Here is a 23,594-nt window from a genome sequence, read left to right on the forward strand (position 1 = left end):
GATGTCTTTTCTTAGCATAAATACCATGAGTAAAAAGCTGCTAGTCATTTTGATGAGTATGGCGATTTTTTCTGCTGCTATGGTGACGGTAGTGTTAAGTGCCTACGAATTTGTAAGTGCCAAGCGAGAACAAACTCAAAGCTTACAAAGCATAGCCGATACCTTGTCGCCCAACATCACAGCGGCTTTGTTGTTTGATGACCGAGATGCCATGCAGGAGATGATTTCTTCATTGTTATTACGTGAAGGCGTAATCAGAGCAGCCATTACCGATACCGAACAGCAAAACTTGGCAGTGGTAGAAAGTGATAACTACCAAGAAGAGTTAGCAGAAGAGGCCGATGAACTGATAGAGGTAAGCAGTTTGTTGATTCTTGATGAGCAAGTTTATGGTGCGCTTACAGTACTGGCAAATGACAGTTACATAGACCAACGAATTGGATTTTACGGTCAGTTTCTCGCAGTGCTATTGGTGATTACTTTTGGCTTAAGTTTGTCTTTTTCTTTGTTCTTAAAACGAGGTTTCTTACGTCCCTTATTGCACCTTTCTGATGTTGCCGAGCGGGTGACTGCGTCAAATGATTATAGCCTGCGCGCTCAGCAGTCCAGTGATGATGAGGTGGCTAATCTCACCGAATGCTTTAACGGCATGCTGGAGACCATAGAGCTGCGCGAACGGATGCTGGAGAAGCAGGTTAGGCTGCGAACCCAAGAGCTGGAAGGGGCTAATCAGCAACTATTACAATATGCCTATACTGATGGGCTTACTGGCCTGCCTAACCGCCATTTTTTCTATGAAAAGTTACAAGCTCTGGTAAAAGAGAAAACCGAGTTTGCACTAATCTTCATTGATTTAGATGGTTTTAAAGAGATTAATGACACCCTTGGTCATGACTACGGTGATATTCTGCTTAGCCAAGCAGGGCAACGGATCCTGCGCTGCGTGCGTGAACAAGATACGGTTGCTCGTTTGGGGGGAGACGAATTTACCATTGTGATTGAAGGTGTTAACGAGCAAGCGCGGGTATCTAATATTGCAGAAACAGTATTACAAGGCTTGGCAAAGCGTTTCACCATTAAAACAGAAGCAGCTCATGTGAGTGGCAGTATCGGCATCGCCTTTTCTCCACTGGATGGGGACAGTGTCGAAGCGGTGGTAAAACATGCTGACCAAGCTATGTATGTATCAAAAAGCCGCGGTCGTAATTGCTATCAATTCTTTTCTTCTGATATGCAAGTGGAAGCTCAGCAGAAACGGCGTTTGTTAGAAGAGCTACGTACCGCTTTAGAAGAAGAACAGTTCGAACTCTATTATCAGCCGATCACCTCGCTAAAGTTTGCGGCGCAAGAAGCTAGAGTTAACAAGGCTGAAGCGTTGTTGCGTTGGAACCACCCACTGCGCGGTGTGGTAGGGCCCGATGAGTTTATTCATGTGGCGGAAGAGGCCGGGCTGATTCGCGAGATTAGCCAATGGGTAATGCAGCAAACAGTTGCTACGGTTTCTCAATGGTATAAGCAAGGGCTTGATGATATTCAGATTAGTGTGAATACCTCGCCGTCGCAGTTTAATGATGGCGGTAAGTGGATCGACGACTGGATCCATGCCATTGCCTTACATGAATTGCCAGCTCACAGCATTATGATTGAGATCACCGAGAATGTATTGATGACCACCGATGACTCGATTAAAGATCAGCTCACTCGCCTACAACAGCGCGGCTTTGATGTAGCCATTGATGACTTTGGAGTAGGTTATTCTTCGTTGTCTTATTTGCAGCAGTTGGATATTGATTTACTGAAAATAGACCGCTCGTTTATTCAGCATTTGACCACTGACAATGACAGTGTTGCCTTGGTTAAAGCTATTGTGACAATGGCTCACCATTTAGGCTTAAAGGTAGTGGCTGAGGGGGTGGAAACAGAGCAACAACGACAGCATGTTTTGAACGTAGCGTGCGACTACTTACAGGGCTACATATTTGCCAAGCCCGTTCCCAAAGATGAGTTTTATCAGCGTTATTTATTGGGCAATGCTGAAATAACATAAACGATGAGGCCCATTTGTTTTATATAGAGGGCCTCAATTTTTAAGTTTGCTTTAGCGCTCCCAATAGGCTTCTTCTAAGCTTTCTTCTCGCTCCGGTAAACCGCGAGAAAGGCGAGGGCTATGTTGGGCTAGTACTTCGTAACTTACTCGGTTGGCGTATTTACAGATTTGCGCAAACGAGGAGTAACTGAGCGCTTCAAAGCGATGCTTACTGGATTGTTCAACATTACTGCGGTGAAATACGTTTGCTGCCATGTCGTGGAGCAGCGCCGATAAAGCGCCATCTCCGGCGCCGTTAGTGTTGGTGATTTTTTCTGGACCACCCATGAATGGCGCAATGTGCGAGTACACCTTAAGTGCTTGTTGGCAATCTGCTTTTAACATTGGGCGAGAGAATTCATATTGGTTGAATTCTGGAATAGCGCCAGGCAGTAGAGTATGGCTAGTGGTTCGTTTAAAAGACTCATCGGTGTAGCCCGCCATAAATAAGCCGCGAGAACCAGCGGTACACAAAATAAGATCGCACCACTCTAAGGCTGCTTCACAAGCCAGTAAAACATCACTCTCACCAGTTAGGGCTTCTGCCTCTTCTTCGTTCATGGCAAGCACAGTGACATGTTCACGAATGAATTGCTGCCACCACTGTGGGTCATCTTCGATTAAGAAGCGGGTGCCTAAAGTCAGCACCACTGGCACTTTGGCTTGATGAGCATACTCTATGGCCTGCATCGCTGCTTGTGTTATTGGATCGTCACCTGCGCGCATAAGGTAGGCGGTTAATGCTAGCGCTGCACCGGTTTTTACCAATTTTTCATCAATAAACTCTGGAGTAAGTTTATCCATGTGGCCCTTAGAAATAGCAAAGGTGCGCTCACCGCAATCACTAATTAGAGTAAAGCATCGGCCAACCGGACCATCGACGGCTTGTAGGTGATTAAGGTCAACCCGTGAAGAGGTATTACATAAATAGCGGTAGGCATAATCACCAATGGTAATGTTTTGGCTCATTACGCCAAACATCACTGAGCGACCATCGGCTAGGGTGGAGTAGTTGTGCAAGGTATTGCCGATAGTACCGCCAGCAAACTCGGCAGTAATTAGCTGTTTATCTTGTAGCTCTTGGTAAAGCGCTTGAGCTGCACTGTCATCAATGAGCAGTGAATTGCCTTTAACTAGTTTATGACGATCGATAAATGCTTGGTCAACGTGAGCTTCGATATCCACTAGGGTTTGGTCAATACCGGTAATATGCGTGTGCTTGGGGCTAATAACCGGATTGAGTTCGTTGGTTAAAGGATCGCGAGATTCAACCGGGAAATAGTGTTTGGATTTACGTTGGCCAGGAAATTTCATGCAATGATCGCTTGTTCTATTTAAGGCTTACTGTAGCAGTGAACGTGTGGCACTGCTCAAAAGCGAGCGATTCTAGCATAGACCAATCAAAATATTGCTTTGAAGATCAATATTAGATTTAAATATTTTATTTTTATTAAATAGCGTGTTGATTTAGCTGTTATCGGGCGCTTATGCATTTTGCAAAGCTTCGTAAGCTAATTGAGCCGGGTGGGTATTGTTTCCGCTCATTCGGCGATAATGTGCAATGGTTTTTGCAAGGTATGCTTGGTGCTTGGGATTAGATAGTTGCCACATAGCTTCACCCACCTTGCTTATTGGTGAATGCTTAGCAGTAGATAGATGGAGTATTTCATAATGGCGTTGGTTTTCTTCTACCAGTTGTTCGTGGATTAAACCAATTTCTTGGCTATGTAGGAATTGACGAAGCTCATATTGGTAATGCACAGGGCAAAGGATTAACTCAAAGTTAAATTTAGGGTTATTACTTAGAATTCCCTTGAGTAAATCAATACATAACTCTCCGCCAACCCCTGCAATAATCACCAGCTGCGTGCCGTTGCCTTTTAGTTCGAGCTTGGCTACGTCTTCACAATGTACTTGCCATTGGCTTGTTGAGCCATTTGACGTATAGGGAAGGTGGTGGCTCAAGTTTTGTTCTAAGTGCTGACAAATTTGCGGCACGCTATCAACAAAGTGCACGCAGTTAGCACTATTGCGTTTGACTAAATCTGCACCGAGCAAACCATGGTCGCAGCAACAATCCCATATATCGTGATATTGCTTGGTAACGCGTTGGCTAATTGCAGCTAAGCGGCGACTTGTTTTCACTTGTTTCTCCTAAGTAAGGCCATGAATACTAATTAATTGTTATTAAGTGGCAAGAAATTTTTCCAGTATTTTCAGGGCTTAATATGGTTATTTGGCTTAAGGCTATTAGCAAATACTGTTATTTGACAAATATGTGACTTTAGCGGCTGCTGCAGCTGTAAAACATCAAGCTGCATTATTTTATCCTTACTTTGTGTTGATTGGCTATTTTTTGGTTTGTTACTACGCTGAATTTTGGGGGGTTTATCTGTTAGCACATTTTTCTTCCCCAATTGTTAAGAGTTAATGAAAAAACTCAAACCAAGGAGTGAACAATGAAGAAGGTAATTGCAGGCTTAGCACTTAGTGCTATGGCAGGTAGCGTTTCGGCCGCTACCATTTACGAAAACGGCAAAACCAATGTGAGCATTGGTGGCTACTTAGGTATAGAGGCATTTTATCAAGCTGGCTATGGTGACGGGGCAAACAAAGATAGCTCGTTTGAATTACAAGACAGAGCTTCACGTATCCGTTTTGCTTTTGAACATGAAATGGTACAAAACTGGATTGCTGGGGCGCAGCTAGAGTGGGGCTTTAATCCCGTTGAAAAAGCAGAACCACTATTCACCAATCGTTTAGGTAACATCTACTTCAATAACGATAGCTTTGGTTCAATTCGAGTAGGTAAGCAATGGTCTGCTTATTATGACATTGCGGTGTGGACCGATCAGTTTTGGAAGTTTGGTGGTGATGCGTCGGGTACGTATGATGGTCGAAATGGTGGTGATGAGTCAGGTATGGGGCGCGCTGATGATGCATTAACCTACCGAAAGTCTTTTGGTGGATTTGGCTTAGCAGCTCAGTACCAATTTGAAAACGATAACTCAGCCAGAGACTATGGCTACCAGTTAAGTGGTAAATATGATTTTGACTTTGGATTATCGATTGGCGTCGCTTATGCCGCTAATGGTTATGACAACGCTAAGGCTGGTTATGTAGGAGCCGTAGATCAAGATAAAGCTACATCTTGGTTAGCGGGTGCGGTGTATGAGTCTGATATGTTCTATGTTGCAGGTACTTACGGTGAGTATGAAAACTTGAGCAAGATGTTTAGCACCCTAGCAGATAAGGCTAATGGTGTTGAACTGATAGGCTTCTATAAAATAGACGACGGCCTTTACCACGTTTACGCTGGTTATAACGGCTTGGAAGATAAAACCAGTGGCAGCCAAGGCGAGTTAAGTTACGCAGTAGGCGGGGTGGGGTGGAAACCTGGCCAAGTATTGTTAGCCCTTGAATATAAGTTTGGTTTAGAAAACAAGGACGCATTGGGCGCAGACAAAAAACAAGACGAAATGTCGATACAAGCCCGATACTACTTCTAGCCTAGTAACTCTAGCTAGCGGCTTAAGCTATTCGCAGTTTTATGCTGTTTGAAGAACTTGACTGTTTTTATTAAACAAAGGTCGCTTGTTATAGCCAACAAAAGGCATTGCACAATTTTTAGCAATGCCTTTTTTCTTCTCAAATACCAGTAATTATTCTTGGTCAACTCGCCACAGCGCCAAGACCTGCTACAATCCTTTCTTTTTTGCACGAGATTTAAGATGAAGTGGGTAACCGTATCTTTCTTGGTAATTATTGCCTTAGTTAATTTTGGCCCTAGGGTTAATGCCATGTTCTATTCAAAACCAGATACCACGGTATTGTTTAATAGCGGATGCTTTCTGCATGGTGAATTACGGGTTGACCCAGTGAGTCTTTCATACTTTATTGTGTTGGATGATGGCCAAGAGTTGTCGTTTGCCGATGATAGCTACGCGGAGATATCTTCTGACGAAAATCTGCTTGATGTTTCTGAGCTGGATTTTTGTGTGTAGTTAACAAATTGTTAACTCAAACTGCGCTAGCCTGATTCTTCAGGCTTTTTTGTACTTAGCTTTGTTTTCTTGAGCCCCTCTCTATTGTTCAATGCAATCTTTTATTGCTTCCTTAAGTGCTGATTTCCTGCGTCTAGATCTCAATTTTCACTTGTATTCAGGGACTTTAGACTAAAGATTAATACCTAGTCTGTTAATCGTTTGTTAACTTTTTCTTCGATAGGCTTGAATTGAGTTTATATGTGTATCTATTCCACTAGCCGCAGATAAAAACTTAATGATGTGTTCGGCCGTTAACATGTTGTTTACATACTTATTGGCACAAAATCGCAAGCTGTTTCAGCTTGCTTGGAGAAATATCATGGAAGAACAGACTACATATTGGCAAGAAAACTTGCGCCTAATATTTACCTGTCTCGTCATATGGTTTGTGGTTTCATTTGGCTTTGGCTTACTACTGGTCGAGCCGCTAAATGAAATTCGCTTAGGCGGATATAAACTGGGTTTTTGGTTTGCACAACAGGGCTCTATTTATACCTTTGTGGCTTTGATTTTTTGGTATACCGCCAAAATGAATAAGCTCGACAAAAAATACCATGTTGAGGAGTCATAAATGGACGAGTTAAAACTCTATACTTATATCGCTGTATTTGGCTCCTTTGGCCTGTACTTTGCCATTGCTTGGTGGGCTAGAGCAGGCTCTACCAGTGACTTTTATGTTGCGGGTGGTGGTGTTACGCCAATCCAAAATGGTATGGCAATTGGTGCTGACTGGATGAGTGCAGCTTCGTTCATTTCTATGGCGGGTTTAATTGCCTTCCTAGGATATGGTGGTTCTGTTTTTCTAATGGGCTGGACCGGCGGCTATGTGCTGCTAGCTATGTTACTAGCTCCTTATATGCGTAAGCATGGTAAGTTTACGGTGCCTGAGTTTATCTCCGATAGATACTATTCAAAAAGTGCGCGTATTGTTGCTGTAGTGTGTTTGATCATCGCATCGCTTACTTACATTATCGGCCAAATGAAAGGTGTTGGCGTTGCCTTCTCTCGCTTCTTAGAAGTTGAGTACGATATGGGCTTATACATTGGCATGTTTGTAGTTTGGGTTTACGCGGTATTGGGCGGCATGAAGGGGATTACTTACACCCAGATTGCACAATATTGTGTACTTATTTTTGCTTACACTATTCCAGCCGTGTTCATTTCACTGCAGTTAACTGGTAATCCTATCCCACAGATTGGCTTAGGTAGTACCTTAGCCGATGGTAGTGGTGTGTATCTGCTTGATAAGTTAGACATGGTGGTTACCGATCTTGGCTTTAAAGAGTATACCACCGACAACTTAGGCGGCACCTTAAACATGTTTGCCTACACCTTGTCACTAATGATTGGTACTGCAGGCTTACCTCATGTAATCATGCGCTTCTTCACTGTACCAACAGTTCAAGCTGCCCGCTCGTCTGCAGGTTATGCTTTAGTGTTCATTGCCTTGCTCTACACTGTTGCCCCTGCGGTAGGTGCTATGGCTCGCTTTAACCTTATGAATACGATTGTTCCATCAGCGGGTGACAACTTGGTGTATAACGAACGTCCTCAGTGGTTTAAAGATTGGGAAAAAACCGGTCTGTTGAAGTTTGAAGACAAAAACGGTGATGGCAAAATCCAATATGTTGCTGATAAAGAAAGCAACGAGATGGTGAAAGTAGACCGCGATATTATGGTTCTTGCGAACCCAGCTATTGCTAACCTACCTAACTGGGTAATTGCATTGGTTGCTGCTGGTGGCTTAGCGGCTGCGCTCTCTACAGCTGCAGGTTTGTTGTTGGCTATTTCATCCTCGATATCCCACGACTTAATGAAAGGGGTACTCACGCCTAACCTCTCAGATAAGAATGAGTTACTGGCAGGGCGAATAGTGATGACACTTGCCATCTTGGTGTCCGGTTACCTTGGTTTAAATCCGCCTGGATTTGCCGCAGGTACCGTAGCACTGGCCTTTGGTTTAGCCGCTTCGTCTATCTTCCCGGCGTTGATGATGGGTATCTTTGCTAAGAAAATGAGTGGTACCGCTGCGGTAGCCGGCATGTGTTCAGGTATTGGTGTAACTATGCTTTACGTGTTCCAGCATAAAGGCATTATGTTTATACCAGGTACTTCTTTCTTAGGTGATATGGGGCCAAACTGGTTCTTAGGTATTTCGCCAAATGCCTTTGGTGTAGTGGGTGCATTGGTTAACTTTGGTGTTGCCTTCGCAGTATGTAAAGCAACCGGTCCTGCACCACAGCATATTCAAGATATGGTTGATAACTTCCGTGTACCACATGGTGCAGGCGCAGCTCACGATCATTAAGCTTGAATTGAATTAATCCCTAGTAAGCAAAAGGCTCCCTAGAGGGAGCCTTTTTTTGCGGCGGAACTTGGTAAAAATAATTAATTTTCAATATGATAGTGTTAAAGAGTGAACTTGGTTAGCATCACTCAATAAGGTTGATTACAGGAAGTAACAATGAACAGACACACTAAGTTGGCTATGTTGGTGATGCCGTTTTTGGCAATTGGCGGGTATATCGCATCGGATATTTATTTAGAACATGATGCGGAAAAAGATCGTATCTTCCAGCTGAGTACCTATGGTCACTGCGACATTATTAACCAAAAGTGTATTCTTGAATCAGGTGATTTTCAGCTCAATATTAGTGATGAAGCAGGAACAACTACGGTTAATTCTACCTTCCCTTTAGATAGTGCAACCTTCTTTATTGTAAGTAGCTCAAATGTAGTGACCGCTTACCCACTAGGCATGAGTGATAGCCCTTATTACTGGAAAAGCCCCACCGAGCTTCGCGAACTGATCCCTAATCAGGGTGATAGCTATAAGCTACGCATTATTGCCAATATTAAAGGCGGAAAATACATTAGTGAGTTTTATAGCCAAACTGTTAAGTAGCTGCGCGCTAGGAAAAGCAAACAGCTGGTGCTAACATTTAACTAATAAAAACAAAGCATTGTTCCTAGGTACTGCATGCATATTACTCCCGAACGTTTAGTTTATTTGGTGACAGTAGCAGAGACGCGTTCTTTCTCAGCGGCTGCGCGTAAACTAGGGGTTAGCCCTTCAGCAGTGAGCCAATTGATTCAAAATATGGAGTTGGATTTAAATATTCGACTTTTTGATCGTGTTTCTGGCCAAGCGCCAACCTTAACCGACGTTGGACGCACGCTTTATGTTCAGGCTTTGGAGATTGTTCCACGCTTACAAGCTATGGAGAAAAAAGCCCAATCTTACCATGAGGGGATTGAAGACAAATTAACCATTGGCGTATCGGGTTATAGCTTTTTTCCAGAGTATGGAGAGGCGATAAAGAGCTTGTTAGCTAAGTTTCCGCAATTAAATGTGAAGATCATTGATGTAGATGAGTTCGACTCCCATAATTTTGGTGAAGACGGCGAGGTAGACATTCTTATTACTCCTGCTGAGCTTATCCCACGTCGTGGAGTAGAGAGTGTTATGATTGGCCGAATTAAATGGTTGTGTGTTTGCGCGCCAAGCCATCCGCTTGCCAAGATAAAACATGCTTTATCTATTCAAGATCTCCTTTCGCAAATTCAAATAACTCCTGCAGTGTCTAACTTTATTACTGAAGATTTAGCTGAGTCAGTGCGCCTTAGTTCTCAGGTGGTTAATTGTTCAAGAATGTATCAATTTAAGCAGCTGTTGCTTAATGGCGTTGGCTTTGGTTTGTTCCCCGAGCCTTTAGCTAGAACCTACATCGCCAATAACCAACTGGTTGAGTTAGAGCGAGATTTTATTGTGGATGACTTTGAGTGGCCAATTGAAGTGGTTTGGAGTCAAGCTCTTGGGCCTGCTGGGGAATGGTTTATTGAGCATCTGACGGAGTAAAACAGCGAATAAACTAGCGATAAATCTAAGTAAATAGCTAACCGGATCATTAAATGTTTAATTTGTTGTGATTAATTGCAGATGATCAAATACACTTAAGCAATAAACTAAATTTCCCATAGAAAGAAATAGGAACCAGTAGTGAGCTCTAATCAAAAATGTCCATCTTGCGGTGGCCATAAACCAGCATTAATGGCCTGTCGTGATTGTGGATTTACCTATAGCGTAACCAGCCGTCCACCGGCAGCTACCAAACCTGCGCCTCAAACTAAGCCTGTGCCAAGAAGCGAATATAGAGCGGTGGTCGAAGAAGGTGGTGCTAAATCAAAAGTTGTGATTAAAACTAAAAAACGCCGCACTTATACCATTCCTAGCGAAGAGTAGCCGTTTAGCTTAACGTTGCTATTTTCTGCAATATCGCCGTTATTCCGTTGTTTCTCGATTCACTTAAATGATGCGCCAAGCCAAGCTTTTCTAAAGTTTGGCTAAATATTGTTTGAGTGCTTTCAGTTTGCTGGACGAAGCTGGCTAACACAATCACCAGTAAACCCTTTATGATTTTGGCATTGCTATTTATGAACAGCTGTTCATTTGCATAATACAGCCACACATCACTTTCGCAGCCTTGCACTAAGTTTTCTTCTGTTTGGTATTGAGAATCCATCGGGCTCAGAGCCTTACTTAACAGCAGTAGTTGACGGTAGCGCTCTTCCCACGAACTACAATTAGCAAAGCGCTGTTCTATTTGCTCTATGCTTAAATCCACTTGTGGCGCTTTATTCATCAAACAACTCCATTATTTTATCAATTACCTCAATCGCTTGGTCAATATCTTGCTGATTGTTATATAGACCAATAGACAAGCGAATACTGCCTTCTGGAGACAAACGACTGCTTAAGGGCATTGCGCAATGATGGCCACAACGCAAAGCAACATTGTATTGGTCAAATAGGGTGGCAGCATCTTGCGGGTGAACTCCACGCAAATTGAAGGCAATTAATCCTACTCTCATCATAGGTTCACCAACTAATTCAACCTTAGGGTGCTGTTTAAGCTGCTGCAGTGCATAAGCTAATAATTGGCGTTCATGACTAAGACGCTCTTTTATAGGGAATTGCGCTAAAAATTTGATGGCAGAGGCCAAACCTATTGCCCCGGCTATATTAGGCGTTCCCGCTTCTAGGCGATAGGGAAGGCTGTTCCAGGTGCTTGTTTCAAAAGACACCTTACTTATCATCTCTCCACCAAATACGCTGGGCTCGAGCAGTTCCAGTGCTTCTTCGCTACCATATAGCACGCCAATGCCCGTTGGGCCGTATAACTTGTGCCCAGAAAACAAGTAATAATCACAAGCTAAACGATTAACGTCGATGTCTAAGTGGGCTACTGCTTGTGCGCCATCTACAACTATTTTTGCGCAGTGTTGGTGGGCAAGCCTAGATAATTCAGGAATGGGCTGCATAGCACCAATACTGTTTGATACATGGGCAACGGCAATAATTTTACATTTGTCGCTAAGTTGCTGGCGAAGGTAAGCTAAATCTATATCGCCATTATCGAGTACAGGAATTACTTTTAGCTTCGCCTTACGCTTAAAGGCTAATTGTTGCCAAGGTACTAAGTTTGAGTGATGTTCGAGCTCGCTAACCCAAATTTCGTCGCCTTCATCAACTAGATGGGCGAGGCCGTCTGCCAATAGGTTCGCTGCCTGGGTGGTTCCGCTGGTCCAAATAATGTTTTGCGCCTTAGCACCAATAAATTCTGCAAGTGTTTTCCTTGCTAATTCAAAGGCATTGGTGGCATGTCGAGCAAAGCTATGACTTGCTCTATGTACATTGGCATGACCTTGGCGGTAATATTGTTCAATGTCTTTTAAGACAACTTCAGGGACTTGAGTTGAAGCTGCGCTATCAAGGTATGCAAATGGCTGATTAGTACCGTTTAATGACGGGAAAAACTGTCGATAGCGAGTATGCTTAAGTGAAGTCACAATGATTCTTTGTTTGGCAATTAAAGCCGATATTGTAGCCCTAGGCGCAAATCTAAACTAGTTTATATCGGTGTTCTCTTTGATTTAACAACAGGAGTTAAAGGAAAGATGCAACAGCCACAAGTTATGCTAGCGTGGAAAAGCGTATTTATGGGCTTTTCTTCCTCAAGCCAAGAGCGGCAATTTGCTAACTGGCAGTGGCAACAACAGCGCCAACATCTCTTTTGGGTTCAATCGCTCTATTGCTTGTGTATTATCTCTTATCTTTTTCAATCGGGTGTACTTGCTGCTTGGTGGCAACAAGCCAATATAGGCGCATCTTTAGCATTAAGTGTTTGGTTTTGTTGTCAAATAGTGGTCACTTGGCTTGGTTTGAAATTGGTCACAGCCCGCTCAGCCCATGTTTTATTAGCTGCCCATGCAATAATACATTTCGCGTTAGTCTTTGCTTTAATGCATGGCGGAGGGGCGCTGCAGTTTAATGGCGTTCCAAACTGGTTAGTATACAGCCTACCGGTATTGTTTATTTGTTTCTATTTGCCCATCTTACTCGCTGTCAGCTTGATAGTTGTTGCTACTTTGCTCACCTTGAGTGTGGTTGAGCCCTTAAACACAAATCAAGTACAAAATTGGCCTTATGTTGAGCTGCCAAATGCCTTAGTTCACAGTTTGCTAGTATCTATTATTGTTTGTCTTTGTCATGCTTTGTGGCGTCATCGCTATACCCACGAACAAGGCTTAGACTTGTTCCAAGAGAAAGAACAGCCAAGCAGTGAAAACTTACCTTTGTTTAAGCAATCGATAGATACCGATGAACTTACTGGCTATGCAAATTTTGCTCGCTTTAAACAGTTTTCTGAGATAGAAATTGAACGTACCTCTCGTTATCAGAATGCCTATTCTATTGTTTTGATTAACGTCAATCATTTTAGCCGATACCGTGATAAATTAGGCGCTGATGAAGCGGATAAGCTATTGGTTAAACTAGCGAATTTTTTGCAATCTAAAATACGCAAAGTAGACTTGTTGGCCCGTTGCGAAAAAGATCAGTTTGTTATTGGGTTACCCGAGTCTAGCCTATATCAAGCTTTGGATACTGCTGAGCGGATCCACGATGCATTAGGCAGCGAGTTTTGGCTCAGTTATCTTGATGAGTTAGAGCTTGGCTCTCGTTTGGGGGTAGCTTGCGTAGATGGCGCTGCCAACAATATTGAGACACTAATGAACAAAGCTGAAAACGCAATGAACAATCATCGAAGTGCCAGCGCCCTAAGCTACGGACGCTAGAACGAAATCTTAATCAATCTAAAACAAATGAGCATTCGCCTAAGGAGTGGGACTTAATGCGTATATTGTTGCCTCTGCTATTGTTGTTATTTTCTTCTGCTAGTTATGCCGCTGATGGCTTTAATTTAACCTCGTCGTGGGTGGGCTATAGTGCGCTGGTTATTTTTGCTATCGCTTATTTATTGGTGATGAGCGAAGAAGTTATCCATTTACGAAAATCGAAACCAGTGCTGGTAGCCGCCGGCTTAATTTGGTTTTTGATTGCGATTTATTACCGCGGCTCTGGGCACGAAGAGCTGGTAACCGATGCTTTTCGCCATAACTTACTCGAGTTTTCAGAATTAATGTTGTTCTTGCTGGTGGCGATGACGTATATCAACGCCATGGAAGAGCGCCGCTTATTTGATGCTTTGCGGGCCTGGCTGGTCAGTAAGAAGCTGAGTTATCGCAAGCTGTTTTGGTTAACCGGCTGCTTAGCCTTTGTTATTTCGCCAGTGGCCGATAACCTCACTACCGCACTACTGATGTGCGCGGTGGTAACTAAAGTAGCGCAAGGCAACAGCCGATTTATTAACTTAGCCTGTATTAACATTGTAGTGGGAGCTAACGCTGGAGGGGCATTCAGTCCCTTTGGTGATATTACAACCCTGATGGTTTGGCAAAAAGGCTTAGTCACTTTTGGTCAGTTTTTCGATTTGTTAATTCCATCTTTTGTTAACTTCGTTATTCCTGCTTTTATCATGTCGATGTTTGTCTCCGCAGATGCGGTAGAAGCGGAACATGAGGAGGTCGAGCTTAAGCGCGGCGCAAGACGAATTGTCGGTTTATTTCTAATCACTATTGCCACTGCCGTAATGGGACATAGCCTGTTCCATATGCCTCCGGTTATGGGCATGATGATGGGCTTAGGTTATTTACAATTCTTTGGCTTCTTCTTACGCAGAACCTTAGCCACAAGCCTACATAGAAAGGCCGTTGATGCTATTTCTCATCGAGATGATGCCCGACTAAAAGCCTTGGGCAGTGTGGTTCCCTTTGACATTTTTAACCGGGTAGCACGGGCGGAGTGGGACACCTTATTGTTCTTCTACGGCGTGGTCGTGTGTGTTGGTGGCCTTGGCTTTATTGGTTATTTAGAAATGGCATCCAACACCATGTATCTAAATTGGGACCCAACTTACGCCAACATCGCTGTTGGGGTATTAAGTGCCATTGTAGATAATATTCCGGTGATGTTTGCAGTGCTTACCATGGAGCCTACGATGTCTTTAGGCCAATGGCTATTGGTGACGCTAACCGCAGGGGTTGGTGGTAGCATGTTATCAATTGGTTCTGCAGCTGGTGTTGCCCTAATGGGCCAAGCCAGAGGCCACTATACCTTCATTAGCCACCTTCGTTGGGCACCAGTAATTGCACTGGGTTACGCGGCATCTATTGTTTGTCACTTGGTGTTGAACAAAGCCTTGTTTTAATTTGAACAGAAATAAAAAAGCCACCTAAGGGTGGCTTTTTTGTCGCTAATCTATCTAGTCTTGGGCTGGGCAGCGGGCTATTTCTTGTACCCCGCCATTATCGTCACTTTGTTCGAGAATCACGTCAAAGCCCCATAAGCGATGTAGGTGTTTAATCACTTCATCTTTGCTTTTCCCAAGAGGAATGCCTTGATGAGGAACGTAACGCAAGGTGAGCGACCGATCACCGCGTAAGTTAACATTGTATACCTGAATGTTAGGTTCAATATTGCTTAGGTTGTATTGGGCACTGAGCGCTTCTCTTACTTGCTGATAACCATGGTCGTCATGAATGGCTTTAACCTTTAGGTAGGGCTTGTTTTCGTCATCATCTAGGGTAAATAATTTTAAGTCACGTATTACCTTGGGTGATAAGTATTGGCTAATAAAGCTTTCATCCTTAAAGTTCCGCATGGCAAAATGTAGGGTTTTAAGCCAATCGCTGCCGGCGATATCAGGGAACCACTTGCGATCCTCATCGGTGGGTGATTCACATATCCTACGAATGTCGGTCATCATGGCAAAACCCAAAGCATAGGGGTTTATCCCATTAAAATAAGGGCTGTTATAAGCGGGTTGCATCACTACGCTGGTGTGGCTGTGCAAAATCTCTAGAATAAAGCGCTCGCTCACTTGTCCGTGGTCGAACATATGATTGGTGATGGTGTAATGCCAGAAGGTGGCCCATCCTTCATTCATCACTTGAGTTTGTTTTTGTGGATAAAAGTACTGACTGATTTTTCTTACAATGCGAACAATTTCTCGCTGCCAAGTTTCCAATAAGGGGGCATGTTTCTCGATGAAATAGAGCATGTTCTCTTCAGGGGAGGCGGGAAAACGCTGACGTTTTTCTACGTTTGGATCTTCTTTTGTAGGAATGGTTTTCCACAACTCATTGATTTGGCTCTGTAAGTATTCGGCTCGAGCGTCTTGACGAGACTTTTCCTCTTCCATTGAAATTGGGCTGGGTCGTTTGTAACGATCGACGCCGTAGTTCATTAAGGCGTGGCAAGAGTCGAGCAAATCTTCAACCGCCTGAACGCCATGGCGAGCTTCACATTTGCTAATGTAGTTTTTGGCAAATACCAAATAATCAATGATTGAGCTGGCGTCGGTCCAAGTTTTAAACAGGTAGTTATTTTTGAAGAAACTATTATGGCCAAAGCAGGCATGGGCGATAACCAAAGCCTGCATTGGCATGGTGTTTTCTTCCATCAAGTAAGCAATACAAGGGTCTGAATTAATAACAATTTCGTAGGCCAGACCCATTTGACCACGTTTGTAGGTTTGTTCGGTTTGGATAAATTTTTTACCGTAAGACCAATGATGATAGCCAATGGGCATACCTACGCTGGAATAAGCATCCATCATCTGTTCGGCGGTAATCACTTCAATTTGATTTGGATAAGTATCTAATTGATAGTGTTGTGCAACCTTTTCAATCTCTTGATGATAAAGCTCAAGCATTTCAAAGGTCCAATCTGGTCCATCGGGCAACATCTTAGTTTTGCTCATGAGGGCCTCACACAGTGGTTTTTTTGAAGAGATCTCTAAATGTCGGCAATATTTCTTCGGCATTTTTCACATGACGAATAGAGAAGTTAGGGAAGATTTCACTGAGCTGTTCGTATTCGTGCCACAAGCTTTGGTGGGCACGGCTGGTTATTTCTATGTATGCGTAATGGCGGCTTAGAGGGAGCAGTGTTTTCTCGAGTAATGCGCGACATTTTGGGGAGTCATCGGCCCAGTTATCGCCGTCTGAAGCCTGGGCTGCGTATATGTTCCATTGGTTTTTCGGGTAGCGTTCTTCAATAATTTTATCCATTAAGTTAAGCGCGCTAGAAACAATGGTGCCACCAGTTTCTTGAGAGTAGAAAAACTCATGCTCATCAACTTCTTTAGCTTGAGTGTGGTGGCGAATAAACACCACCTCGATTTTTTCGTAACTGCGGGTCAAAAATAGATAGAGCAGTAAGTAGAAACGCTTGGCAATGTCTTTGGTTGCTTGGTCCATAGAGCCAGAGACATCCATTAAACAAAACATTACTGCTTGGCTACTCGGCACCGGGTGTTTGGCAAAGTTATTAAACTTAAGATCGAAGGTATCGATAAAGGGAATGTTTGAAAGCTTGCGTTTAAGTTCTACGATCTCTGCTTTTATTGCTTCAATCTCACTGTGCGGAACGTGAGCGTCAGACTGTTTTTGTTCTAATTGCAGCTCTAAAGCTCTTAACCGTTTGCGCTTATCGCCACCCATGGCCATGCGTCTAGCCAGAGAATTTTGCAAAGAACGAACAATGTTGATATTGGCGGGTACGCCGTCGTTGGTAAAGCCGGCTCGTGCGGTGCGATATTCAACAATGCTATCAACATCGGTTTCTTGCAGGTTAGGAAGCTCTAAGTCATCAAACAAGATGTCGAGATATTCGTCTTTGGAAATATTAAACTGAAACTCTTCGGTGCCTTCTCCTTGGTCGCTGGCCTCGCCATCTCCAGGGCCGCCGGCTCCTTCACCTTGTGGTGGGCGTTCAATCTTATCGCCGGTACCAAATTGATCGTTGCCGGGTAGGGTGCGCTGACGTTGCCCTCCATCTCCTTGATGAAAAAAGGGCTCGGTAATGTCTTTATGAGGAATGCTTATGCTTTCGCTGTTCTCCAAATCTTGGATACTGCGTTGATTAACGGCATCGTTTACTGCACGTTTAATTTGGCTTTTATAACGGCGAATAAAGCGCTGGCGGTTAACCGCGCTTTTATTCTTACCATTTAAACGTCGATCGATAAAATGAGCCATAGGCGCCCTCCATCAAATCTAAGACGATTTACGAACGCGTAAATACCATTCAGATAACAAACGCACTTGTTTGCGGGTGTATCCTTTCTCCATCATCCGAGCAACAAAGTCATCGTGTTTTTGTTGGTCGTCGGCAGAGGTTTTAGTATTGAAGGAAATAACTGGCAGTAAGTCTTCGGTATTTGAGAACATTTTCTTCTCAATCACTGTGCGAAGTTTTTCGTAGCTGGTCCAGTTAGGGTTTTTACCGTCATTGCCAGCACGAGCACGTAAGACAAAGTTAACGATTTCATTACGAAAGTCTTTAGGATTACTAATGCCAGCTGGCTTCTCTATTTTCTCAAGCTCGGCGTTTAGCGCTGCTCGGTCAAATAGCTGGCCAGTATCTGGGTCACGATATTCTTGGTCTTGAATCCAGAAATCGGCGTAAATCACGTAACGATCAAAGATATTTTGGCCGTATTCAGAGTAAGACTCCAAGTAGGCGGTTTGAATTTCTTTGCCAATAAAGTCGACGTATTTAGGAATTAAGTAGCCTTTTAAGTGTTCTAAGTAGCGGTCCGCCACTTCTTGGCTATATTGTTCACGCTCTATTTGTTGTTCAAGAACATAGAACAGATGAACCGCGTTAGCTGCGACTTCGGTGGTATCAAAGTTAAATACTCGAGACAAGATCTTAAAGGCGAAGCGGGTGGACAAACCTTCCATGCCTTCGTTAACCCCGGCAAAGTCTCTATATTCTTGATAAGACTTGGCTTTTGGATCGGTGTCTTTTAGAGTTTCGCCATCGTAAACTCGCATTTTTGAATAGATGCTTGAGTTCTCTGGGTCTTTAAGCCTCGATAAAACTGAAAACTGCGACAATAACTCTAAGGTGCTTGGCGCACATTTAGCAGTGTTTAATTCACTATTATCTAGCAGTTTTTGATAAATTTTTATCTCTTCGCTTACTCGTAAGCAATAAGGCACTTTTACAATATAAACGCGGTCTAAAAAGGCCTCGTTGTTTTTGTTATTTTTAAAGCTTTGCCACTCGGATTCATTTGAGTGAGCCAAAATAATGCCTTCGAAGGGAATTGCCGAGAGCCCTTCGGTACCGTTGAAGTTGCCTTCTTGGGTTGCGGTGAGTAGAGGATGTAGTACTTTAATTGGCGCTTTGAACATCTCTACAAATTCCATCAAACCCTGATTAGCTCTACACAAGGCTCCTGAGTAGCTGTAGGCATCGGGGTCGTTTTGAGCAAAATGCTCTAACTGGCGAATATCAACTTTACCCACCAATGAAGAAATATCTTGGTTGTTTTCATCACCTGGTTCAGTTTTAGCGATGGCAATTTGATTGATGATGGAGGGATAGCATTTAACCACCTTGAACTTACTAATATCTCCGCAGTATTCATTTAAACGTTTGGCTGCCCAAGGCGACATAATGTTTTTTAAATGGCGCTTACTAATGCCGTATTCTTTCTCAAGAATGTTGCCATCTTCGTTGGCGTCAAATAAGCAGAATGGATGGTCGTTTACTGGAGAGCCTTTCAAGCGATAAATAGGTACTTGTTGCATGAGGGCTTTGAGTTTTTCCGCTAAAGAGGACTTACCGCCGCCAACTGGTCCCAACAAGTAAAGTATTTGCTTTCGCTCTTCAAGGCCTTGCGAGGAGTGTTTTAGATAGGAGACGATTTGTTCAATGCTATCTTCCATCCCATAAAATTCTTTAAATGCAGGGTAGCGAGCAATAACGCGGTTAGAGAAAAGCCGGCTTAGGCGTGAGTCTTTAGAAGTATCGACCATTTCTGGTTCGCCAATGGCGAGTAAAAGCCGTTCTGCAGCACTGGCGTAAGTACTTGGTTGTTCTTTACAAAGTGTTAAAAACTGATCGAGAGATAACTCTTCTTCTTGAGCCTGCTCGTAACGCTGTTGATAGTGGTCAAAAATACTCATGGCCTAGGCCTCCTAAATACAAGCTATCTCTATAAAAGATAGAATTTGGAAACAAAAGATTTCATGAAGCGCTAAAATAAGTTTATACCATGGCAAAAATAAATTTATAAAAAATAAGCATTTTTTTAAAAATCCTTAGTCATTAATTGTTGCCATCCTGTCCCTTATAGAAAACCCGCGCAAGGCTCTTTGAGTATAACAAACAGGCATAATTTGCTTCGCTTTATGTAAGTAAAGTACGTTTGCATAAACAAAAGAGATCGAAAAATGCATCGTTTCTTCAGCGTGTTAGGCCGCTCACATAAAGTTAATGAATTGTAAAATTTATGGTTGACCTAAAAATTCAACATGCTAATTTAGTTCAGTAGCTTGAACCTTCTAGCTTTGGTCGGCGAGCACTACATCGAGGGGAGTAGTGTTGAAGGTTTCCAAAAAGCACGTTTCCATTGGCTCTTGCTTTGCAAGAGCTCTTTTTTTGCCTTTTTCTCCGTAGTTAGCCATCTTTATGCGCGTTTAGACTAAAGGATGATAACAATCATCCATTAGTATTATTCATTAAATTCAATTACTTAATAAGAAAGTTTTTGCTTTTAAGCACGCTAGTGCTATTGAGTGTCTCATCTATACCAAAGTATAAGTTTCAAGCGACTAAATGCGCCCTAAGTTAGTTCGTAACAAATTGTTAACTTTTGGTCTGCTTTGTTGGTGTCACTTTCGATTTCAGCATCTTAGCTCCAGTAGGGTAAATATTGCTTGGTATGGACATTCAAACTTGGACCTCCTTATTCGTCGCGCTTAGTTTTACGTTGTATATGGTGATAGCCATTTGGGCTAAAGCCAACAATACCCAAGATTTCTACGTTGCTAATGCCAGCATTCATCCGCTTACTAATGGTATGGCCACCGCAGCGACCTGGATGTCGGCAGCTTCTTTTATCTCTTTGGCGGGGGTTATCTCATTTCTCGGCTACGATGGCGCCGTTTACTTAATGGGCTGGACGGGCGGATACGTGCTGCTCGCGGTGTGTTTAGTGCCCTACTTACATCGTTTCGGACAATATTCGGTTGCCGACTTTTTTGGTCAGCGCTATTACTCAAAGCGGGCTAGAGTGCTAGCGGTAATATGTACGGTGTTCATTTCATTTATTTATGTTGCTGGGCAAATGCGCGGCGTAGGTGTGGTGTTTGCGCGTTTTTTAGAGGTGAACGTTAATCTGGGTATTTTGCTCGGCATGGCAATTGTGTTCTTTTATGCGGTGTGGGGGGGAATGAAAGGAATTACCTATACTCAGGTAGCTCAATATTGCGTACTGGTTTTTGCCTTTTTAGTCCCGGCTGTTTTTACATCGATAGCCTTAACTGGGCAGGTTTTTCCACAGTTTGGTTTAGGTAGTAATGTTACAGGAACTTCAAATCTTTACTTATTGGATAAGCTTGATGGCTTATCTGAAGAGCTAGGTTTTGCAAGGTTTACCAACGGTACTCGAAATCTCAGTGACCAGGTGTTTATCACTGCTGCGTTAATGATGGGAACCGCTGGATTACCGCATATAATCGTGCGGTTTTTTACCGTAGCTAAAGTTGGTGAAGCTAGGGTATCTGCCGGTTATGCGCTAGCCTTTATTGCTTTGTTATACACCGCTGCGCCAGCGGTGGGAGCTTTTGCAAAAGTAAATCTTATTGAGTCTATCAACGGTTTGGATTTAAAAGGAATTGCGCAAGAACAGCAGCCCAGTTGGTTAGCTCATTGGCAACAAGCTGGGCTAGTGGAATGGAGCGATGAAAATGGTGATGGTCGCTTATTTTACTCGGGTGATCAGCGCAATGAAGTCACCATTAACCAAGATATAGTGGTGTTGGCCTCACCTGAGTTAGCGCAGTTGCCTAATTGGGTGGTGGCCTTGGTTGCTGCGGGAGGCTTAGCAGCGGCACTGTCTACCGCTGCCGGCTTGTTGCTGGTGATAGCCAGCTCGATATCTCATGATTTGGTCAAGCAAACTTGGCAAAAAAAACTTAGCGACAAACAGGAGCTGAAGCTGGCACGCTGCTGCGCAATTGTAGCAATTTGTGCGGCTGGCTATTTAGGCATTAACCCTCCAGCCTTAGTTGCGGAAGTGGTTGCGATTGCTTTTGGTTTGGCGGCTAGCTCGCTGTTCCCGGCTATTGTTCTGGGTATATTTGTTAAGTCTATTGGGCGTACAGCGGTAATAAGCGGCATGCTAAGCGGAATGAGCATCACTTTAGCTTACGTCGCTTTCTTTAAATTTGTATCTCCAGCTCTCAACCATACGGAGCACTGGCTTTGGGGGATTTCGCCAGAGGGAATTGGTGCTCTGGGAATGCTAGCAAATTTTGCGATTGTGTTTATCGTTCAGCGCTTTACGCAGCCAGCACCAGCTTCTGTGCAAGACTTAGTACTTGCATTGCGTAAGCCTTAAGCTAAACCTTAGCTGTGCATTGTTTTCCCTGTCCACTATCTACTACAGCCTTGTTGTTACTTTTCTCGCTAATTACATCGCACTTTGCTAGCGGCTTACCTAGGCTATACAAGAGTGTGAAAGGGTGATTGCTTTTTTTTAACTTACGGTTAACAATCGTTTGCTGTTAAAACTAAGTTTCTGAATTTGTTATTTAAATTACATGGACGTAATACGATGAAATTGATTTTTGTGCATGGCTGGAGTGTGACCAATACCTCCACTTACGGCGAGCTTCCGCAATCGTTAGTGGCTAAAGCTAGTAGCGCGGGTTTGCAGATTGATTTAGAGCATATCTATTTAGGCAAATACATTAGTTTTCACGATGAAGTCTCGATGGATGATATATCGCGCGCCATGCAGCAAGCTTTGCAAGATTTACCCGGCAACGAAAGCAGTATTCAAGAGTTCTCTTGTATTACCCATTCAACTGGTGGGCCGGTGGTGCGTTCATGGGTTGATAAATACTATGGCGCTGCGGGTTTAGGGTCTTTGCCTCTAAAGCATTTAGTGATGCTTGCACCAGCAAATCATGGCTCAAGCTTAGCGGTATTAGGTAAGCAGCGAGTGGGCCGAATTAAGTCTTGGTTTGCCGGTGTTGAGCCAGGGCAAAGAGTATTAGATTGGTTGAGTTTAGGCAGCCAAGGGCAGTGGCAACTAAACGAAAACGGCATGGCATATGATTATGTTGGCAACAGCTTTTATCCCTTTGTACTAAGTGGTCAAGGTATTGATACTAAGTTTTATGACTTTTTAAATGGCTATTTAGTGGAGTCTGGCTCTGACGGTGTGGTGCGGATAGCGGGCGCTAATATGAATTATCGTTATTTCGCGCTTGACCAGTCTGAAGAGCTGCTAAACGGTTTTCAAGGTAAGGCTTATCGATTAAAACCTAGTGAATTAGAGCCCGTAAGACGACCAGCCGAAGTGCCTATCGGGATATTAAGTGAGTTTAGTCACTCAGGTCCTAAGATGGGCATTATGGCTAATAAAGCCAGCTCTGCTAATCATCATATCGTTGTTGACCAAGTGCTTGCATGTTTGCAAGTAAACAGTGCCAGTGATTACCAGCAACGCAGCGCTGAGCTAACGCAGTTAAGCCAAGCCGAACAAGCCAAAGTGCCGCTCGGTAAAAAGCGAAGCATTGGTAAATATTGCATGTTGGTTGTGCGGGTTAGAGACCAAACTGGCGAGCACATTCACAATGAAAACTACGATGTTTTGCTACTAGCAGGTAAAGGTTATAAACCGCATCAGTTACCGGAAGGCTTTTTTGTAGATAAACAAATGAATAAAGCAACACATAGCTTGGTGTATTACATTGATGCCGACAAAATGTCGCAAATTAAAGATAATTGTTTTGGGCTTCAAATCATGGCTAGGCCAAACAAAGGATTCTCTTTTTACACTAATACTCAGTTTCGCTCAGAAGGTTTAGCCATCGATCAAGTGTGCGCCGCTAACCAAACCACCTATATCGATATCACTATCCATCGCGATGTAGATAAAAACGTATTTAGATTTGCGTCTGCGAAGGCGCCCCGAGAAAGCTTTAAGAACATTAAACCCTCTGGTGATACCATTTCTTAATAGTATATAGGA

Annotated in this window: 19 protein-coding genes; 12 read left to right on the plus strand and 7 right to left on the minus strand. The window is 43.3% G+C overall.

The features are described 5' to 3' along the window. The first annotated feature begins 1 nt into the window (after position 1). Positions 2 to 2,047: a putative bifunctional diguanylate cyclase/phosphodiesterase gene (locus tag K5609_RS08795; RefSeq protein WP_221076830.1), complete on the plus strand. Its 2,046-nt coding sequence runs from the start codon at positions 2 to 4 to the stop codon at positions 2,045 to 2,047. Between the two features lie 51 nt (positions 2,048 to 2,098). Here the strand turns inward: K5609_RS08795 and K5609_RS08800 are convergent, their stop codons facing one another. Then, a complete protein-coding gene (locus K5609_RS08800) occupies positions 2,099 to 3,400 on the minus strand; it encodes an inosine/guanosine kinase (RefSeq protein ID WP_221076831.1) in 1,302 nt (433 codons plus the stop codon). Between the two features lie 171 nt (positions 3,401 to 3,571). Beyond that, a complete protein-coding gene (locus K5609_RS08805) occupies positions 3,572 to 4,231 on the minus strand; it encodes a tRNA (adenine(22)-N(1))-methyltransferase (protein ID WP_221076832.1) in 660 nt (219 codons plus the stop codon). A gap of 314 nt (positions 4,232 to 4,545) precedes the next feature. Here K5609_RS08805 and K5609_RS08810 point away from each other — a divergent pair, with 314 nt between their 5' ends. The 7 genes from K5609_RS08810 (at position 4,546) to K5609_RS08840 (ending at position 10,375) form a co-directional block, all read left to right on the plus strand. Continuing rightward, positions 4,546 to 5,595, plus strand: coding sequence for a porin (locus K5609_RS08810; protein WP_221076833.1), 1,050 nt, complete (start codon positions 4,546 to 4,548; stop codon positions 5,593 to 5,595). 222 nt (positions 5,596 to 5,817) lie between these two features. Further along, positions 5,818 to 6,090: a hypothetical protein gene (locus K5609_RS08815; protein ID WP_221076834.1), complete on the plus strand. Its 273-nt coding sequence runs from the start codon at positions 5,818 to 5,820 to the stop codon at positions 6,088 to 6,090. 361 nt (positions 6,091 to 6,451) lie between these two features. Further along, positions 6,452 to 6,703, plus strand: a complete 252-nt coding sequence (locus K5609_RS08820; protein WP_040306877.1) for a DUF4212 domain-containing protein — start codon at positions 6,452 to 6,454, stop codon at positions 6,701 to 6,703. Next, positions 6,704 to 8,440, plus strand: a complete 1,737-nt coding sequence (locus tag K5609_RS08825; RefSeq protein ID WP_221076835.1) for a sodium:solute symporter family protein — start codon at positions 6,704 to 6,706, stop codon at positions 8,438 to 8,440. A gap of 156 nt (positions 8,441 to 8,596) precedes the next feature. After that, positions 8,597 to 9,037, plus strand: a complete 441-nt coding sequence (locus K5609_RS08830) for a hypothetical protein (RefSeq protein ID WP_221076836.1) — start codon at positions 8,597 to 8,599, stop codon at positions 9,035 to 9,037. A 75-nt stretch (positions 9,038 to 9,112) separates the two neighbouring features. Further along, positions 9,113 to 9,991, plus strand: coding sequence for a LysR family transcriptional regulator (locus K5609_RS08835; protein ID WP_221076837.1), 879 nt, complete (start codon positions 9,113 to 9,115; stop codon positions 9,989 to 9,991). A 141-nt stretch (positions 9,992 to 10,132) separates the two neighbouring features. Then, on the plus strand, positions 10,133 to 10,375 hold the full coding sequence (locus K5609_RS08840; RefSeq protein ID WP_221076838.1) for a hypothetical protein: 243 nt from the start codon (positions 10,133 to 10,135) through the stop codon (positions 10,373 to 10,375). 4 nt (positions 10,376 to 10,379) lie between these two features. Here the strand turns inward: K5609_RS08840 and K5609_RS08845 are convergent, their stop codons facing one another. Together K5609_RS08845 and K5609_RS08850 are read right to left on the minus strand one after the other, a co-directional pair. After that, the gene (locus tag K5609_RS08845) at positions 10,380 to 10,775 is read right to left on the minus strand and encodes a SufE family protein (protein ID WP_221076839.1); all 396 of its coding nucleotides are present in this window, start codon (positions 10,773 to 10,775) and stop codon (positions 10,380 to 10,382) included. Beyond that, entirely contained in the window at positions 10,768 to 11,982 is a 1,215-nt protein-coding gene (locus K5609_RS08850; RefSeq protein WP_221076840.1) for an aminotransferase class V-fold PLP-dependent enzyme, read from the minus strand. Before K5609_RS08850 ends, K5609_RS08845 begins: the two co-directional genes overlap by 8 nt. Positions 11,983 to 12,090: 108 nt before the next feature. Here K5609_RS08850 and K5609_RS08855 point away from each other — a divergent pair, with 108 nt between their 5' ends. Then, positions 12,091 to 13,269 (plus strand): GGDEF domain-containing protein, encoded by a 1,179-nt coding sequence (locus K5609_RS08855; RefSeq protein WP_221076841.1) that lies wholly within the window; start codon positions 12,091 to 12,093, stop codon positions 13,267 to 13,269. Positions 13,270 to 13,325: 56 nt separating this feature from the next. After that, positions 13,326 to 14,741: a sodium:proton antiporter NhaD gene (nhaD, locus tag K5609_RS08860; RefSeq protein WP_221076842.1), complete on the plus strand. Its 1,416-nt coding sequence runs from the start codon at positions 13,326 to 13,328 to the stop codon at positions 14,739 to 14,741. Positions 14,742 to 14,795: 54 nt separating this feature from the next. Here nhaD and K5609_RS08865 read toward each other — a convergent pair whose 3' ends face one another. Genes K5609_RS08865 through K5609_RS08875 form a run of 3 tightly spaced genes read right to left on the minus strand, consistent with a single transcriptional unit; the run spans position 14,796 to position 19,515 of the window. After that, complete coding sequence (locus K5609_RS08865; protein WP_221076843.1) at positions 14,796 to 16,295, minus strand: SpoVR family protein; 1,500 nt, start codon at positions 16,293 to 16,295, stop codon at positions 14,796 to 14,798. Between the two features lie 7 nt (positions 16,296 to 16,302). Further along, positions 16,303 to 17,574, minus strand: coding sequence for a YeaH/YhbH family protein (locus tag K5609_RS08870; RefSeq protein WP_221076844.1), 1,272 nt, complete (start codon positions 17,572 to 17,574; stop codon positions 16,303 to 16,305). Between the two features lie 18 nt (positions 17,575 to 17,592). Beyond that, positions 17,593 to 19,515 (minus strand): PrkA family serine protein kinase, encoded by a 1,923-nt coding sequence (locus K5609_RS08875; RefSeq protein WP_221076845.1) that lies wholly within the window; start codon positions 19,513 to 19,515, stop codon positions 17,593 to 17,595. A gap of 758 nt (positions 19,516 to 20,273) precedes the next feature. On the opposite strand from K5609_RS08875, the gene K5609_RS08880 reads away from it, so the two are divergent. Together K5609_RS08880 and K5609_RS08885 are read left to right on the plus strand one after the other, a co-directional pair. Then, entirely contained in the window at positions 20,274 to 21,953 is a 1,680-nt protein-coding gene (locus K5609_RS08880) for a sodium:solute symporter family protein (protein ID WP_221076846.1), read from the plus strand. Between the two features lie 216 nt (positions 21,954 to 22,169). Further along, a complete protein-coding gene (locus tag K5609_RS08885; protein WP_221076847.1) occupies positions 22,170 to 23,582 on the plus strand; it encodes an esterase/lipase family protein in 1,413 nt (470 codons plus the stop codon). Positions 23,583 to 23,594: the final 12 nt, after the last annotated feature.

The sequence above is a fragment of the Agarivorans aestuarii genome, from assembly GCF_019670125.1.
Taxonomy (GTDB): Bacteria; Pseudomonadota; Gammaproteobacteria; order Enterobacterales; family Celerinatantimonadaceae; genus Agarivorans; species Agarivorans aestuarii.